The organism is Lentzea sp. NPDC020367 (assembly GCF_044387305.1).
Taxonomy (GTDB): Bacteria; Actinomycetota; Actinomycetes; order Mycobacteriales; family Pseudonocardiaceae; genus Lentzea.
In genome coordinates this window covers 70340-86371 of the sequence record NZ_JBIRVV010000026.1, presented here as the reverse complement: position 1 = coordinate 86371, position 16032 = coordinate 70340, and the positions used below count along the sequence as shown (strand labels likewise).

Below are 16032 nucleotides of genomic sequence, written 5' to 3'. Positions count from 1 at the left end.
CCACTCCTCCCCGGCCCCCCCCCCCCCCCCGCGGCCCCCCCCCCCGGGGTTGGGGGGGGGGGGGGGGGCCCCCCCCCCCCCCCCCGGGAAGCACGCAACCGCAAGGTCGCCGCCCGCAAGGTGACCCACCCACCCAATCGCGGTCAGCACCCCCAGAATTGGTCTAAACCTTGACATCCCCAGCCACCCCCTGAAACCGTGGCTGAACGCCGCCAAGGTCCCCCCATGCCCGTGGAGGATTGGCGTGAAGTCAAAACAACTGCAGGCCGCACTAGCGGCGCTGGTGATCGCCGGATCAGGAGTGCTGGTGACCGAAACAGCCGACGCAACCGCAGCGCCAACAGCAGCCACCGCCCTGCAAGAACTGGTCCCCCAACCGGTCCAAGTCCAACCCAGGGCGGAAACCTTCACCCTCTCCGCAACAGCCAAGATCCAACTGGCCACACCAGACGCCCGCAAGCCAGCAGAACTGCTGGCCAACATCCTCCGCCCCTCCACCGGCTACGCCCTGCCGGTAACGGAAGGCGTGACAGGCGACGGCATAGTCCTAACCTCAGGCGCAGACCCGAAAACGGGCCCAGAGGGCTACCAACTGGACGTAACCCCAAAACAGGTGGTAATCCGAGCCAACACAACGGCAGGCCACTTCAACGGAATCTCCACCCTCCGCCAACTCTTCCCACCAAAGGCCGAGGCAAAAACCAAACAACAGGGCCCGTGGCAGCTCCCAGGAGCAAGCATCCTGGACCACCCCAGGTACCACCACCGAGGCGCCATGCTCGACGTCTCCAGGCACTTCTTCACCCCAGCCCAGGTAAAACGCTACATAGACCAGATCCAAGCGTTCAAGATCAACTACTTCCACCTGCACCTGAGCGATGACCAGGGCTGGCGCCTGGAGATCAAGAGCTGGCCAGAACTAACCAAGATCGGCGGCAGCACCGAAGTAGGCGGCCGCACAGGCAAACTCTTCTACACCCAAGACGAGTACAAGGACCTGGTCCAGTACGCCGCAAACAGGGGCATCACAGTGATCCCGGAATTCGACATGCCGGGCCACACCAACGCCGCCCAAGCCAGCTACGCCGAGTTGAACTGCGACGGCAAAAAACGCCCCCTCTACACAGGCACCGAGGTCGGCTTCAGCTCCCTCTGCATCAACAAGGACATCACCTACAAGTTCGTGGAAGACGTGATCCGCGAAGTCTCCGCGATCACCCCAGGCCCGTACTTCCACCTGGGCGGCGACGAGGCCCTCTCAACCCCAGACGCCGACTACACCACATTCATGAACCGAGTCCTCCCGCTGATCAAGAAGTACGGCAAAACCACCACGGGCTGGCACGAGTTCATCAAGACCACCAACGACACCACGGCGATCCCCCAGTTCTGGGGCACCGAACGAACCGACGCAAACGTGGCCGCAGCAGCCCAGCGCGGCAACAAGATCCTCATGTCCCCGGCGAACCGCATCTACCTGGACATGAAGTACAACAAGGACACCAAACTGGGCCTGGACTGGGCGGGCCTGGTGGAGGTCAAGGACGCCTACAGCTGGAACCCGGGCGCGTACCTCAAGGGCGTGACCGAAGCGAACATCCGCGGCGTCGAAGCTCCACTGTGGACCGAAACCCTGAAGTCCTCGGCCGACATCGAGTACATGGCGTTCCCGAGGCTTCCGGTAGCCGCGGAACTCGGCTGGTCCCCGGCGAGCATCCACAACTGGGACCGCTTCGCCCCACGCCTGGGCGCACAGGCACCACGCTGGAAGGTCCAGGGCATCAACTTCTACGCGAGCACCCAGGTGCCGTGGAAGAAGTGACCCCTCAGAAGTACCCCTGCCCCCGGTCCGAGTAACTGACCAGCAGGTGCTTCACGCGGCGGTAGTCGGCGAGCACAGCCGTGTTCGCCGGGTACGCGTAGTAGTTGTTGACCCACACCCGTTCGGCGCGCAGTTCCTGGCCGACGTTGTGCGCGAGCGCGACGTCGCGGCACCAGATGCCGGCGCCGAGCTGGGCAACGGCTTCATTGGCGATCTTCAACGCGTCATCGCGGTCGTCGAACCGGGTCACCGACACGACGGGTCCGAGCACGTCATCGGAGAACACGGAAGACCGGTGATCACCCTCGAAGATCGTCGGCTCGACGTAGTGCCCGGAGGCCGACCCACCAGCAACCAGCCGCGCGCCCTCGGCCTTGCCCCGCTCCACGTACGCAAGAACTCGATCGCGTTGCGCAAGACTCACGACAGCGCCGACCATCGTGTCGGTGTCGAGCGGGTCGCCCATCCGCAACGCCTGCGTGCGCACCGTCGCGAGGTGCAGGAACTCCTCGTAGATGGCGGTCTGGATCAACGCACGCGACGGGGCCGTGGAGATCTCGCCCTGGTTGGCCGCGAACATCGCGAACCCCTCCAGGGCCTTGTCCAGGAAGCTGTCGCGCTGAGCGGAAACGTCCGAGAAGAAGATGTTCGGGCAGCGTCCCGCCACCACGGGGTGGTCGTCGGAGCCGGTCACGACGTTGACGACGCCGGGCGGCAGCAGGTCGGCGATCACACCCAGCAGCACGTGGATCGAGGCCGGCGTCTGCAGGGCGGGCTCCAGCACCACGGCGTTGCCGGCGGCCAACGCGGGCGCGAGCACGCGGCAGGCGTTCAACAGCGGGAACGTCCACGAGACGCGTTCGTGCACGACACCGATCGGCTGGAACGAGCGGTAGTCGTAGGAGTTGCGGCTGAGCTGCTCGACCTCGCCCACCTCGGCCCGGACGACGGCGGCGAACTGGCGGAACAGCTCGATCAGCATCGGGATGTCGGCGACCATGGCCTCGCGGACCGGCTTGCCGTTGTCCCACGTCTCTGCGACGGCGAGTTCGGTCGCGTGCTCCTCGATGCGGTCCGCGATCTCGCACAGCACGGTGGCGCGCTCTCGGGGCGTGGTGCTCCCCCACGCGCGTGCGGCGCCACTGGCCGCGTGCAGTGCACGGGCGCGATCGGCGTCGGTGCCGCGGGCGACCTCGGTGAACACCTCACCGGTCACCGGCGTGACGTTCTCGGCGTACTCACCGGCCACGGGCGCCACGTAGTCGCCGCCGATGAAGTGGTCGTACCTCGCTCGGTACGCGACCACGCTGCCGGGCTGACCCGGTGCCGCGTACTGCGTCATTTCTCGACTCCCTGCCAGAAGAGGGCCCACACGTAGGCTGAGGTGGGGGAAATGAGAAAGTAGGCAGCAGAACGTTGCATGCTCGTTGCAAGCCGTGGATGGATCAGTGACCCACGAACCCGGGCAACACGCACTGTTGCTGAGTCGCGTCAGAGAAGCCGTGTTGAGTGGCACTCGCACGGTGAATTCGCCACGCTCAGTGATTTCCGCGTCGTGGCAGCGGTCACTCGCCGCGAACGTCGATCCCGACCTGCACACCGCGCCGACCGTGTTCGCCGCGGACGAGCTTTCCGACCTGCGCAAACGGCATCCGCTGCACCCGACGCTGCCGCTGTTGCGCGAGACGTTGCTGGGCTTCGCGGAAGAGGCCAAGCACATCATGATCGTCGCGGACGCCCAGGGCCACATCCTGTGGTGCGAGGGCTCCAAGGACACCCGCGGCAGCGCCGAGGATGTCGGTCTGGCGGAGGGAACGCTCTGGTCAGAGGGTGCGGCGGGAACGAACGGGATGGGCACCGCGCTGGCGGTGAACTCCCCCGTCACGGTCCACTCGGCCGAGCACCTCGTGCGGACCTACCACCACTGGACCTGCGCGGCGAGCCCGATCCGCGACCCCGACACGGGCACCACGATCGGGGTCGTCGACCTCAGTGGCCCGATCGAGACCGTCCATCCCTCGATGGTGGCGCTGGTCTCGGCGTCGGCCCGGCTGGCCGAGTCGGAGATGCTCGCCCGGATGCACGCGCAGGACGAGGAGCTGCGGGCGCGCAACATGCGGCACCTGATCGCGTTGCGCGGTGAGCCCGGCGCACTGCTCAGCCCCACCGGCCGGGTCGTCGCCGTCGAGCCGTACGGGCTGCTGCCCCCGCGCGTCGACGTCTCCACGGACCGGGTGAAGCTTCCCGACGGCCGCGAGGCGGTGCTCGAACCGCTCGCTCACGGCTATCTGCTGCGCATTCCACGCCAACGGCACGTGCGGCGCAGCGTGCTGTCGCTGTCGTTCCTGCTGCCCGAACCCAAGGTCGTGCTGGACGGCCGCGAGGTGCCGCTCTCGTTGCGGCACGCGGAGATCCTGTGCGCACTGGCGTTGCAGGGCAGGGTGACCGCCGACCAGCTCGCGTTGCACCTCTACGGCGAGCGCGGCAACCCCACGACCGTGCGCGCCGAACTGCACCGGCTGCGCGCCCAGCTGGGCCCCGACGTGCTCGCGACCAGGCCGTACCGGCTCACGGCCGACGTCGAGACCGACTTCCTGGCGGTGCGGGCCGCGCTCAAGGCCGCCGACCTGCCGCTGGCCGCGAGCAGGTACCGCGGCTCGCTGCTGCGCCGTTCCGAGGCACCCGTCGTGCTGGCCGAACGCGACGACCTCGCGACCAGCGTGCGCAAGGCGGTCCTGCAGCGCGGCGACGCGAACGCGCTGTGGACCTTCACCCAGACCGACTCCGGCGAACACGACGTCGAGGCACTGGAACAGCTGGTCAGGCTGCTTCCGCCGGACGACGTCAGGCTTGCCATCGCCACCGCGCGACTCAGGAGACTCAGTCAGGACGATTGACAAGAGTCTCATGAACTGAATATCTTCCTCACTAAGAGACTTAGTGAGGGGGTTGTCATGCGCGTACTCATCATCGGAGCGGGGACCGGTGGCCTGTGCCTGGCGCACGGGCTGAAGAAGGCCGGCGTGGACGTGGCGTTGTTCGAACGCGACCGCACACCGCGCAGCATGTTGATCGGCTACCGGGTCGGGATCAGCCCGGACGGCAGCAAGGCGCTGCACAGCTGCCTGCCGCCGGAGGTGTTCGCGGAGTTCGTCCGCACCACCGCACGGGCACCGAAACACATAGTCATGCGCACCGAGAAGTACAAGGAACTGCTGGTCGGCGACATCGCAACGGACCGCGACGACAGCCGCAGCGAGAAGTCCGTCAGCAGGATCGCGATGCGCACGGCGTTGCTCGGCGGTCTGGACGACGTCGTCCGGTTCGACAAGACGTTCACGCGCTTCACCCGCAACGACGACGGCACCGTCACCGCGTTCTTCGACGACGGCACGTCCGAGACCGGTGACGTGCTGGTGGGCGCGGACGGCGCGCAGTCCAGGGTGCGCAGGCAGCACCTGCCGGACGCCAAGGTGGTCGACACCGGCATCACGTCGATCGCGGGCAAGCTTCCGCTGACCGACGAGAACGTCAAGCTGCTGCCCCCGCTGGCCGACGGCGGCATCACGCTGCTGTTCGGGCCGAACGGCGAGTTCGTGATCCTCCACGTGATGCGCTTCGACGGCGTGGGCGTCGAGGACGACTACATCATGTGGGGCTATGCGGCCTCGCACCACAAGTTCCCGGACCTGAAGAACATGAGCCAGGCCGAGCTCAAGCAGGCCGTCCTGACCATGACCCCGAAGTTCCACCCGAACCTGCGCAAGCTCTTCGCGCTGGCCACGCCGGAGACCGTGTTCCAGATCAGGGTCCGCACGTCCGAACGGCTGAAGCCCTGGAAGCCGAGCAACGTCACGATGATCGGCGACTCGGTGCACCTCATGACGCCCGGCCGCGGCATCGGCGCGAACACCGCCCTGCGCGACGCGGAACTGTTGTCCCGCAAGCTGATCGAGGCCCACCACGGCAGGAACGTCGTGGAGGCGATCGGCGAGTACGAGCAGGAGATGGTCGAGTACGGGTTCAAGGCCGTCGAAGCGTCACGCGAGATGATGGACGGCAACAGCATCGTCCACAAGCCGGTGGTCGGACGGGCCGCGGCGGCGTTCCAGCGGACGTTCCTGCGCGTGACCAACGCCGTGCCCGTGCTCAAGCGGAAGATGCTGGCCGAGGACGCGGCGGAGCGTGATCACGTAAGTTCTGACCATGAGGTTGTTCACGCCGGGTGAGGTCGTAGTGCGGCGTGAGGTGCTGCACGGCAAGGTCTGGTCCGAGATGCCGACCAGGGTGATCGTCGACGAGCCGGGGCTGCTCGCGGTGTTCGTGGAGCCGGGTACCAGGCTCACCTACCCCGACCACCACCACCCGCACCCGTGGGACAAGCCGGAACGAGGTTTCTGGCGCGGCCACGGCAAGCTCATGCTGCACCGCCCGCAGGACGCCTACTCCGTCGACCTGTTCTGGAAGGGCGACGACAGGACGTTCGGCAACTACTACCTGAACCTGCAGGCGCCCTACCGCCGCGTCGAGGACGGGTTCGAGACCCTCGACCACGCGCTGGACTACACCCTCGACCCCGACGGCACCTGGGCGCAGCGCGACCTGGACGAGTTCGAGGAGCAGGTCGCCTCCGGCAAGTACTCCGCGCAGGAGGCCGAGGAGATCAGGGCCGAGGGGCTCAAGATCGAGAAGATGCTGGCGTCCGGTGAGATCTGGTGGGACACGGCCTGGGCGGCGTGGACGCCTTGAAGGTTCGGCCGCTCACGTTCGACGCACTCGTCGGCGAGATCGTCGACCAGGTGTCGGAGATCGGCGGGCGGGTGCGCGTGCTGATCGACGGCGCACCCGCCGCCGAACCTGGCAGGCTCGCGGACGCCGCCGTGGAACCGTTGCGCGCCTTGGGCCGCGCCGTACAGCGAGTGTCCCTTGAGGACTTCCTGCGACCGGCTTCCGTGCGACTGGAACACGGCCGCACCGACTCGTACTCCTACCGGCACGACTGGTTCGACTACGGCGGCCTGCAACGCGAGGTCCTCGACCCGGCGATGGACGGCAAGGTGCTGCCGTCGCTGTGGAACGCCGCCACCGACCGGGCCAGCCGCGCCGAGTACGTCGACGTGCCGGAGAACGGTGTCGTGCTCGTCGACGGCACGCTGATGCTCGACCGGTGGCTGCCGGCCGAGCTCACGGTCCACCTGTGGCTCTCCCCCGGCGCTTTGAAACGCAAGACGGCCGAGGAGTGGACGCTGCCCGTGTTCGACGACTACGAGCCGGTGGCCGACCTCTTCGTGCGCTACGACCACCCGGAACGGCCGGGTCTGGTCGAGTCGTGAACCGCTCTGCCCGCCGCGGACATAGGTGGGACAGAGAGGAGGGTCCGTGACCGACGAAGAACTCTGGGGGCAGGTCCGGGCCGGGGTGAGCGAGGCGTTCGGGCAGCTGTTCGAACGCCACGCCCAAGCCGTGTTCGCCTACTGCCTGCGCCGCACCGGCACGTGGGCGGTCGCCGAGGACCTGGTGTCCGTGGTGTTCATGGAGACCTGGCGCAAACGCACGTCCGTGACCGTCGAGGAGTCGCTCCTGCCGTGGCTGTACACCGTCGCGTTGGGTGTCACCCGCAACCACCAACGTGCCCGCAAGCGGTACAAGACCGCGCTGGACAAGGTTGCACCGCAGCCCGCCGACGACGACCACGCCGATGACGTGGCACGGCGGGTGGACGCGGAGGCCAGGACTCGGGAGGTGATCGCGGAACTGGAGAAGCTGCCCGCAGGCGATCGGGAGGTGCTGGAGATGTCCGCGTGGTCGGACCTGAGTCAGGCGCAGATCGCCAGGGTGCTCGGCATCCCGGTCGGCACGGTGAAGTCCCGACTCGCTCGCGCGCAACGCACCGTGCGTGGCGCTCTGGTTGAGGAGGTTCTGTGATCAAGCCCGACATCCCGAACCTGGACCCGATGCGGCTCCAGGTTCGCAAGCACGCGCTGCTCAACGAGATCAGCACCAAGCCGTCCCGTCGCTGGTGGCGCCTCGCCGTGCCCGTGACCGCTCTCGCCGCGGCGGTCGCGATCAGCGTGGCCCTGTGGCCGGTGTCGAACCCGTCCGCGTTCGCGTCGTGGAGCGCCGAGCCGCGCGCACCGGGTTCCCGTGAGCAGGCGATCGCCAGCGGCTGCCAGGACGTGATAGCGCGTTGGCGTGAGACGGTGTCCGGTGTCGCGCCGACGCCGACGCCCGTCGAAGCCTCGCTCGTCGACCGAAGAGGCGACACGACGCTGGTCGCCATGGCCGGTCCGCAGGGCATCGTGTACTGCCTGTACGCGCCGGGAATCACCATCCACGGCACGAGCGAGATCGGCGACGGCGAGACGTGGTTCCGAGCCTCGCCCAAGTCCGGCTTCTCCATTCCGGGCTTCGCACGGATCCTGACCGGGCACGTCCGGCCGGCGGTGCGTCGCGTGGTGATCAGCACCGAGGACGGCAGGCAGGTGATCGCGACGTTGACCGACGGCTGGGTCGCCGCGTGGTGGCCGTCCGAAGCCGACGCATCGTCGGTCACGACGTACGACGAGGCTGGTCACGTTCTCGAGACCGTGACGCCGGAGAACAGGTAGTCTGCGAGGCATGTGGCGGCCGGAGACCAGGCAGCGAGCGATGCTGATGCTCGCGGTCTTCCTGCCTGCCCTCTACGCCTTCACGTTGTTCTCGTCTCCGACCGAGGTCGTCGCGGCCGTGACCGCGCTCGCCCTCGCGTTGATCGTGGTCGTCGCGCTGGTGCCGCTGTCGGTGGCACCGGCGCGGTCGCTCTCGATCCGCGAACGAGCTCAACGCTCGGCTCAGCTGCGGCTGCGAAACCCTGACGCCGCAGGCAAAGCCCGTCCCCGAGCACCGGGATGCCGGACGTTCTGACACGTCCCGCACACCCAACTCAAGACGGAGAAACAACCCTTGTTCGCTGACCTGGGCGCTGCCCTGGCGGGCTTCGGCATGCCCGCGCTCGCCATCGTTCTGTTCACGATCGTCGTGCGGCTCGCGCTGCACCCCTTCTACCGCGCGGCCGTGCGCGGCGAGAAGTCCAAGGCCAAGCTCGCGCCGGAGATCCAGAAGCTGCAGAAGAAGTACGGCAAGGACCTGATGAAGCTCTCCGAGGAGTCGCAGAAGGTCTACAAGAAGAACGGCGTGTCGATGTTCGCGGGCATGCTGCCGATGCTCGCGACCGTCCCGTTCTTCATGGTCATCTACCAGGTGGTGACGACCCCGAACCCGTTGCTGGACGGCACGTTGTTCGGCATCTCGCTCGGCTCGCACTTCACGACCGGGTTCGCGTGGGTGTTCTTCGTGCTGTTCGGGCTGCTGGCCGTGGTCGCCTATCTGACCGTGAAGTGGCAGCAGTCGCGGATGACCACCACGCCCCAGCCGGGGTTCATGACCGGGCTGGTCAAGGTGCTGCCGTTCGGGACGATCCTGGTGGCCGCGTACCTGCCGCTGGCCGCCGGGTTGTACCTGCTCACCACGACGACGTGGACGATCGCGGAACGGGCGTTGCTCTACCGCATCCTGAGCTGAAGCTGGGCGACGAGCCGGACGAGCGGGTCGTCCAGGTCGAGGTCGATCCGCTTGAGCCGGTACCTCAACGTGTTCGGGTGGACGTGCAGCCGGTCCGCCGCGGCGCGCACGTCGCCCAGCGCGTCGAGGTAGGTCAGCAACGACTTCGCGAGTTCGGGGTCGAGCGCGTCGATCCTCGGATCGCGGATCCGCGGATTGTCCTGGAGCAGGGCCAGGATCTCGCTCACCAGGACCTGGGAGCGGACGTCGGCGAGCGTCGCCACCTCGGCGTCGAGGTCGCGCGCCATCGCGTCCAGCACGCGTTCGGCCTCCTGGCGGGAGATCTGCGCGTCGTCCAGTGTGGACACCGTCGAGCCGACCGCGGCTTGGACCGCGGTGTGCAGGTGACGGCGTGCGGTGGTGACGATTTCCCTTGTCAGGCTCAGGAGTTGGGCGTTCGGGGCGAGGTCTGGCAGCAGGACGTAGGTGCGGCCGCCGGACTCGCTGACCAGGGCGCTGCGCCGGTACGCCGCCGCGTGCACGGAGATCAGGCCGGTCATCTCGGCGCGACGCAGTTCGTGTTCGCTGCGGTCGCCTTCGGCGCTGCGCACCGCGAACACCACGACGGCGGCGGGTTTCTTCGGGTCGGCGCCGATCTGGCCGGCGACGGTGGCCGCGTCCATCCGGCCGGTGAGCAGGGCGGCGAGGAGGTTCTCGCGGAACCTCGACGTGGGCTGGTTGCGCTGCTGGATCAGGTGCGGGGCGGTGACGCGGGCGGCGCCGAGCAACGCTCGTTCGGCCTGGTCGGTCAGCGGCTGGTCGCCCTCCTGCACCCAGATCGTGCCGAGCGGCTGGCGCCCGGCGTGGATGCCCACGGCGATGCGCTTGCGGATGCCCAGTTCAGGGCGTTCGTCGATGCGGACGACCTCTTCGCCTGACCGCAGCAGGTTGTAGACGCCCCACTCGCGCAGCATCTTCAGGTACGGCTCCGGCCCCTGGCGGCCGAGGATCGAGAGCCTGCGCAGTTCGTCGACCTCGTCGGTCGAGCGGGAGTAAGCGAGCACACGGCTAGCCGTGTCCTCGATGCTGACGATGCCGCCGGTCAGGGTGGCAATCGTTTGCGCGAGCGCGAACAGGTCCCCGAGGACCTCGCCGTCGTCGGTCGTGGTCGTGAGGACGCTCTTGGCGAGCGACTCCAGGTGGCCCCAGCGGACCTCGGGGCGGACCTCGAGCAACGCCACTCCGGCGTCCGTGGCGGTCTGGACGAGGGCCGGGGACGACTCCTTGACGGCGACGGCCGCGGCTTTGGCTCGTCCAGCGGCCCTGATCAGCGGCAATGCCGCCCTGCCCCGTGCCCCGATGAGCAGGGCGAGGTCTCCTGCCACCACGTCCGGCGGGTCGTCCGGATCCATGATCACCACATCGCGCACGTCTACTTCCAGGCCCTGCGGGGCAACCTGGAGTTCGACGAGCGGATCGCCCAGCGCGATGAGAACGTGGCGGAGGCTCGACACTGTTCGATCGTACATCTGACCTGGTGAATCTTGGCCTGTTGAACAACCGAGGCCAGGTCGGCCGGACTTACGGTTTGCGTACCGAACAAGCCATAAGGAGTGTTGCGAGTGGACGCGGTCACCCAGGTTCCCGCCCCGGTCAACGAGCCGGTCCTGCAGTACGCCCCCGGTACCCCGGAGCGCGCTGAGCTGCAGGCCAAGCTGGTCGAGCTGCAGAAGGAGCCGCTCGAGCTGACGCTGACCATCGGTGGCGAGCAGCGCATGGGTGGCGGTGAGCGTTTCGACGTCGTCCAGCCGCACAACCACCGCTCGGTCCTCGGCACGCTGGCCGGCGCGACGCAGCAGGACACGACCGACGCGCTGCGTGCCGCCCGTGAGGCTGCTCCGGCGTGGCGCGCGATGTCGTTCGACGACCGCGCGGCGATCATCCTGCGCGCCGCCGACCTGCTCGCCGGTCCGTGGCGGCAGACGCTGAACGCCGCCACGATGCTCGGCCAGTCGAAGACCGCGATCCAGGCGGAGATCGACGCGGCCTGCGAGCTGATCGACTTCTGGCGCTTCAACGTGCAGTTCGCCCGCAACCTGCTGGCCGAGCAGCCGATCTCCTCCCCCGGCGTGTGGAACCGCACCGACCACCGCCCGCTCGAGGGCTTCGTCTACGCGATCACGCCGTTCAACTTCACCGCCATCGCCGGCAACCTGCCGACCGCGCCGGCGTTGATGGGCAACGTGGTGCTGTGGAAGCCGTCGCCCACGCAGTCGTTCGCCGCGCACCTCACCATGCGCCTGCTCGAAGAGGCCGGCATGCCGCCCGGCGTCATCAACCTGCTCCCCGGTGACGGTCTCGCGGTGTCCGAGGTGGCGTTGAGCTCCCCCGACCTCGCGGGCATCCACTTCACCGGCTCCACGCCGACGTTCCAGAAGCTGTGGGCGCAGGTCGGCGCGAACATCGCCAACTACCGCTCGTACCCGCGCATCGTCGGCGAGACCGGCGGCAAGGACTTCGTCCTCGCCCACCCGTCGGCCGACCCCGACGTGCTGCGCGTCGCCCTGATCCGCGGTGCTTTCGAGTACCAGGGCCAGAAGTGCTCCGCCGCGTCGCGCGCCTACGTGCCGCGCTCGGTGTGGAACAAGATCAAGGACCAGTTCCTGTCCGAGGTCGACGCCCTGACCTACGGCGACGTCACCGACTTCTCGAACTTCGGTGGCGCGGTGATCGACCGCCGCTCGTTCGACAAGCTGTCGGGCGTGCTGCAGGCCGCTCGCGCGGACTCCTCGCTGGAGATCGCCGCCGGTGGCACCGCGGACGACAGCGACGGCTTCTTCGTGCGGCCGACCGTGCTGCTCGGATCGGACCCCACGAACTCCGTGTTCACCACCGAGTTCTTCGGCCCGGTGCTCGCGATCCACGTGTTCGAGGACGCGGACTACCTGACCGTGCTCAAGCAGATGGAGAGCGCGGCGCCCTACGGTCTGACCGGCTCGATCATCTCGCGTGACCGTGCCGCCGTGGCGCACGCGCAGGAGGAGCTGCGGTTCGCCGCCGGCAACTTCTACGTCAACGACAAGCCGACCGGTGCCGTCGTGGGCCAGCAGCCGTTCGGCGGCGGCCGCGCGTCCGGCACGAACGACAAGGCGGGGTCGGTCCACAACCTGCTCCGCTGGGTCAGCCCGCGCTCCATCAAGGAGACCTTCGCGGCGCCCACCTCCCACCTCCACCCGCACCAGGGCTGATACCCAAGCCCTTCTGAAGTGAGGGGAACGTCGTTGAGCCACAAGCACATCGACGTTCCTCTCACCTCTCACACCCTGAGGACGTGAACCATGTTGCGCTCCAGCCTTCTTTTCGCGGCCCGCAACGCGAGCGCCCGCAAGCTCGTCGAGTCGACGCCGCTGACCCGGCCCGTCGTCGAGCGGTTCGTCGCCGGTGCCGACGTCGACTCCGCGATCCGCGCGACCGCCGAGGTGCTCGGCGACGGTCGTCTGGTGACCCTCGACCACCTCGGTGAGGACACCTTCGAGGAGTCGCAGGCCAACGACACCGTCGAGGCGTACCTGACGCTGCTGTCCCGGCTGGAGGCCTTCGGGCTCACCGAGGGCGCCGAGGTGTCGGTCAAGCTGTCCGCCGTCGGGCAGTCGCTGGCGATCGACGGCGAGAAGATCGCGCTGGAGAACGCTCGTCGCATCTGTGCCGCCGCCGCTGTCGTCGGCACGACCGTGACGCTGGACATGGAGGACCACACCACCACGGACTCGACGCTGGGCATCCTGCGCGAGCTGCGGGTGGACTTCCCTTGGGTCGGCGCGGTGTTGCAGGCGTACCTCCACCGCACGGAGCAGGACTGCCGCGACCTCGCGTACTCCGGTTCGCGGGTGCGACTGTGCAAGGGCGCCTACCAGGAGCCTGCTTCTGTTGCGTTCCAGGACAAGCACGACGTCGACCTGTCGTACGTGCGGTGTCTGAAGGTGCTGATGGAGGGGCAGGGCTACCCGATGGTGGCCTCGCACGACCCGCGCCTGATCGCGATCGCCGCCGACCTGGCGTCCGCGCGCTCGAAGGACACCTACGAGTTCCAGATGCTGTACGGCATCCGGCCCGAGGAGCAGCGCCGCATCGCCGCCGAGGGCAACCGCATGCGCGTCTACGTCCCGTACGGCGACGAGTGGTACGGCTACTTCATGCGCCGCCTCGCGGAGCGTCCGGCCAACGTGGCGTTCTTCGTGCGCTCGCTGCTCACGAAGAGCTGAGCTCCGCGGCCGTCTCGAGAGCGAACCGCAACTTCACCGGCTCACCTGCCTCGCGGAAGATCTCTGCCGCGCGGTGGGTGAGCCGAAGTGCTTTCTCCGTCTCGTACTTCGTCTCCGCGCACAGCCGGCCGTAGATCGTCAGCGCGTCGCCGTAACCGGCGTGACGGTCGAGGTCGAGGCCTGCCAGGTGCCACAGCACCACGGCCGTGTGCGCGGTGTTGCGTGCTTCTTCCTTCCGTTCCGCGCCACGGAGCCGGCACACGTGCTGCTGGAGGGCCGAGAGGTACACGGTCGGTGCCGTCCTCGCCTTCAGGGCCTGGCAGACGCCGACCGCGAACTCGGACATCCGCAACGCGCGGACGTGATGCTCCGCTTCGGACAGTGCGCGGGCCGTGTTCTGCAGCGGTGGCGCCAGTTTCGCGCCGAAGAACTCGACGAGCTGCGACGGCAGGCGGTGGCAGAGGTCGAGGCACTCGTCGGCGGTCTGCAACGCCTGCTCGTCCTGGTCGTGCAGGAGTTGTTGCTGGACCAGGGACGCGAGGGCGATCACGAGGCCCGCCTGGTTCCAGACCAGGTCTTCGGCAGCCAGTTCCCGGTACACCTCAACGGCTTCCTCGGCCGCGGCGACGTCGCCCACGACCTCGGCGACGTTGAGCAGTGCGGCACCCAGGCCCTTGCGGTCCCCCGTCTCACGCCAGAGCATCACGGCCTCGCGTGCGGTGAGCGCGGCGTCGATGTCGTCGGCCAGTTCGCTCAAGGCCTGGCTGCGCTGGGTCAGCGCCTCGGCGAGGTCGGTGCCGAATGTCTCGGGGTTCGCGACGGCGAGCCGGCGAAAGAGGTCGATGGCCTCCTTCAACGCCTCGCTGGCGGCCTCCGCCCTGCCCAGGTCGACGAGCATGGTGCCCGCCGCGACGAGGTTGCGGGCGAGTTCGGGTTCGAAGCGCGGGTCCTCCTGGGCGAGCACCCGCCAGTTCGCGATGGAGAGCTGCATCGAGTCGGCCGCGTGCTGGCGGTTGCCCTCGACGTGGAAGCGGCGGGCCATCGCGGCGGCGACCCTGGCGAAGTCGGCGCGGAACAGCGCCGGGTGGTTCTTCGCGAGCTCCTGGAAGAGCAGGGTGGCACGGCTGATGGCGGTCATCGCGTCCTCGTCGCGGCCGAGCGTCTGGTAGCGGTAGCTGATCTGCTCCAGGGCGGACGCGAGCTGCGGGATCGTCTCCGGGTCGTCCTCCGCGATCTCGCGCCAGAGGTCGATCGCCTCCTCCGAGACGGCGAGCACCTCGTCGTTGCGATGAGCGTTGATCAGCCGGAGTCCCAGGTCTCCCAACGCGTCCGCGAGCAGCGGGCGGTTCTCCCTGTCCTGCTCCACGAGCTCGCGGTAGCACTCGACCTCGGCCTGCGAGGCCTCGACGGACTCCTGGCGCAGGCCGCACAGCATCGTGCGGGCGCTGAGCATCCCGTACATCTCGGCGCGTTCGAGGACGTCGTCGGCGCGGTCGATCAGCCGGTGGGTGAGGATCGACGGGATCGCGTCGGTGGCGAAGCGCTCGTCGCGGAAGATCTGCCGCGCGATGGTCTCCAGGGTGGCGAACGACCCGATCTCCGCGGCGATGCGGAGGCTGTCGCGGGCCAGGTCGCGCACGATCTCCGGGTTGCCGGTGACGAGCTCGTCGAGTGCGGGCCTGAGGTTCGGCCAGCGCTGGGCGGCACGCGCCAGCAGGTCCGGATCCGGGGTGTCCGGGGTGGCGACCGCGAGGTAGTCCTCGGCGATGCGGCCGGTCTTGCGGCCGTCGTCGCGCTTGAGGAGCTGCCGCACGAGCTGGGTGCGATTCACGTCGCACGGGTCGCCGTGCACCACGGTCAGCGCGGCCATGTGCAGGTCGAGGACTGTTTCCCCGGCGATGTTCGGCGGCGGCTCGTCGGGTGCGGTGACGGTGAGGTGCTTGGCGAAGTGCTGGCAGGCCAGCGTGAACGACTCGGCCCGGTCGTCGAGCGTCGCGGCCAGTTCGAGGTCGGTGACCTCGTGGTCGAAGTCCGCGATGCGCTGGCGGGTGGAGGACCACCACCAGCCCGTGGTCCTCGCCGCCAGCAGCACTCGCGTGCGCGCCGGTCCGTGCCGGAGCGTGTCCTGCAGCAGCAGGAAGACGTCCTGCCACCGGAGGCGATCGGCGTCGTCGATCACCAGCAGCCTGCCGTGCGCGTCGTCGGCCCAGAGCTCCTCCTGGAAGTGCTGGAGCAGCCTGGTCTTGCCCGCGCCCGCCGGGGCGTGCAGCAGCAGAGACGCCTGCGGCGCGGGGCTGTCGCGCCACAGCGTGAGTGTGTTCAGCTCGGATTCTCTGCCGTGAAAGGGGACCACCTGATGGGTGGGATCCAGCAATGCGGCGACGCTGAGTGCTCGGTCCACCACTTCAT

The 16032-nt window shown here is 68.3% G+C and carries 14 protein-coding genes; 11 read left to right on the top strand and 3 right to left on the bottom strand.

Annotation, left to right across the window (positions count from 1 at the left end):
• Positions 1-244: 244 nt before the first annotated feature.
• Positions 245-1822: a beta-N-acetylhexosaminidase gene (locus ACH413_RS45850; protein ID WP_360048353.1), complete on the top strand. Its 1578-nt coding sequence runs from the start codon at positions 245-247 to the stop codon at positions 1820-1822.
• Between the two features lie 4 nt (positions 1823-1826).
• On the opposite strand, the gene ACH413_RS45845 is transcribed toward ACH413_RS45850, so the two are convergent.
• A complete protein-coding gene (locus tag ACH413_RS45845) occupies positions 1827-3164 on the bottom strand; it encodes an aldehyde dehydrogenase family protein (protein ID WP_360048355.1) in 1338 nt (445 codons plus the stop codon).
• A 199-nt stretch (positions 3165-3363) separates the two neighbouring features.
• Here ACH413_RS45845 and ACH413_RS45840 point away from each other — a divergent pair, with 199 nt between their 5' ends.
• From ACH413_RS45840 to ACH413_RS45805, 8 genes are read left to right on the top strand one after another with little or no spacing between them, the layout of a single operon-like run.
• The gene (locus ACH413_RS45840) at positions 3364-4719 is read left to right on the top strand and encodes a GAF domain-containing protein (protein ID WP_360048357.1); all 1356 of its coding nucleotides are present in this window, start codon (positions 3364-3366) and stop codon (positions 4717-4719) included.
• Positions 4720-4776: 57 nt separating this feature from the next.
• Positions 4777-6051, top strand: coding sequence for an NAD(P)/FAD-dependent oxidoreductase (locus ACH413_RS45835; RefSeq protein WP_360048358.1), 1275 nt, complete (start codon positions 4777-4779; stop codon positions 6049-6051).
• Positions 6029-6571, top strand: a complete 543-nt coding sequence (locus ACH413_RS45830; protein WP_360048360.1) for a DUF402 domain-containing protein — start codon at positions 6029-6031, stop codon at positions 6569-6571. The genes ACH413_RS45835 and ACH413_RS45830 overlap by 23 nt, the downstream gene beginning before the upstream one ends.
• Positions 6538-7155, top strand: coding sequence for a uridine kinase (locus ACH413_RS45825; RefSeq protein WP_360048362.1), 618 nt, complete (start codon positions 6538-6540; stop codon positions 7153-7155). Before ACH413_RS45830 ends, ACH413_RS45825 begins: the two co-directional genes overlap by 34 nt.
• Positions 7156-7201: 46 nt before the next feature.
• Complete coding sequence (locus ACH413_RS45820) at positions 7202-7747, top strand: RNA polymerase sigma factor (protein WP_360048363.1); 546 nt, start codon at positions 7202-7204, stop codon at positions 7745-7747.
• Positions 7744-8430, top strand: coding sequence for a hypothetical protein (locus ACH413_RS45815; protein WP_360048365.1), 687 nt, complete (start codon positions 7744-7746; stop codon positions 8428-8430). The genes ACH413_RS45820 and ACH413_RS45815 overlap by 4 nt, the downstream gene beginning before the upstream one ends.
• 10 nt (positions 8431-8440) lie before the next feature.
• The gene (locus tag ACH413_RS45810; RefSeq protein WP_360048366.1) at positions 8441-8725 is read left to right on the top strand and encodes a DUF6412 domain-containing protein; all 285 of its coding nucleotides are present in this window, start codon (positions 8441-8443) and stop codon (positions 8723-8725) included.
• Positions 8726-8764: 39 nt separating this feature from the next.
• Positions 8765-9382 carry a membrane protein insertase YidC gene (locus ACH413_RS45805; protein WP_360048368.1) on the top strand — a complete coding sequence of 206 codons (618 nt, stop codon included), beginning with the start codon at positions 8765-8767 and terminating at the stop codon, positions 9380-9382.
• Here ACH413_RS45805 and ACH413_RS45800 read toward each other — a convergent pair.
• Positions 9364-10890 carry a PucR family transcriptional regulator gene (locus ACH413_RS45800; RefSeq protein WP_396426107.1) on the bottom strand — a complete coding sequence of 509 codons (1527 nt, stop codon included), beginning with the start codon at positions 10888-10890 and terminating at the stop codon, positions 9364-9366. The two genes, ACH413_RS45805 and ACH413_RS45800, sit on opposite strands and share 19 nt — an antisense overlap.
• A gap of 93 nt (positions 10891-10983) precedes the next feature.
• Here ACH413_RS45800 and pruA point away from each other — a divergent pair, with 93 nt between their 5' ends.
• Both pruA and ACH413_RS45790 read left to right on the top strand, forming a co-directional pair.
• Complete coding sequence (pruA, locus tag ACH413_RS45795; RefSeq protein ID WP_360048371.1) at positions 10984-12609, top strand: L-glutamate gamma-semialdehyde dehydrogenase; 1626 nt, start codon at positions 10984-10986, stop codon at positions 12607-12609.
• Between the two features lie 90 nt (positions 12610-12699).
• Positions 12700-13623 carry a proline dehydrogenase family protein gene (locus tag ACH413_RS45790; RefSeq protein ID WP_360048373.1) on the top strand — a complete coding sequence of 308 codons (924 nt, stop codon included), beginning with the start codon at positions 12700-12702 and terminating at the stop codon, positions 13621-13623.
• On the opposite strand, the gene ACH413_RS45785 is transcribed toward ACH413_RS45790, so the two are convergent.
• Positions 13610-16024 carry a hypothetical protein gene (locus tag ACH413_RS45785; RefSeq protein ID WP_360048375.1) on the bottom strand — a complete coding sequence of 805 codons (2415 nt, stop codon included), beginning with the start codon at positions 16022-16024 and terminating at the stop codon, positions 13610-13612. The genes ACH413_RS45790 and ACH413_RS45785 overlap by 14 nt on opposite strands.
• Positions 16025-16032: the final 8 nt, after the last annotated feature.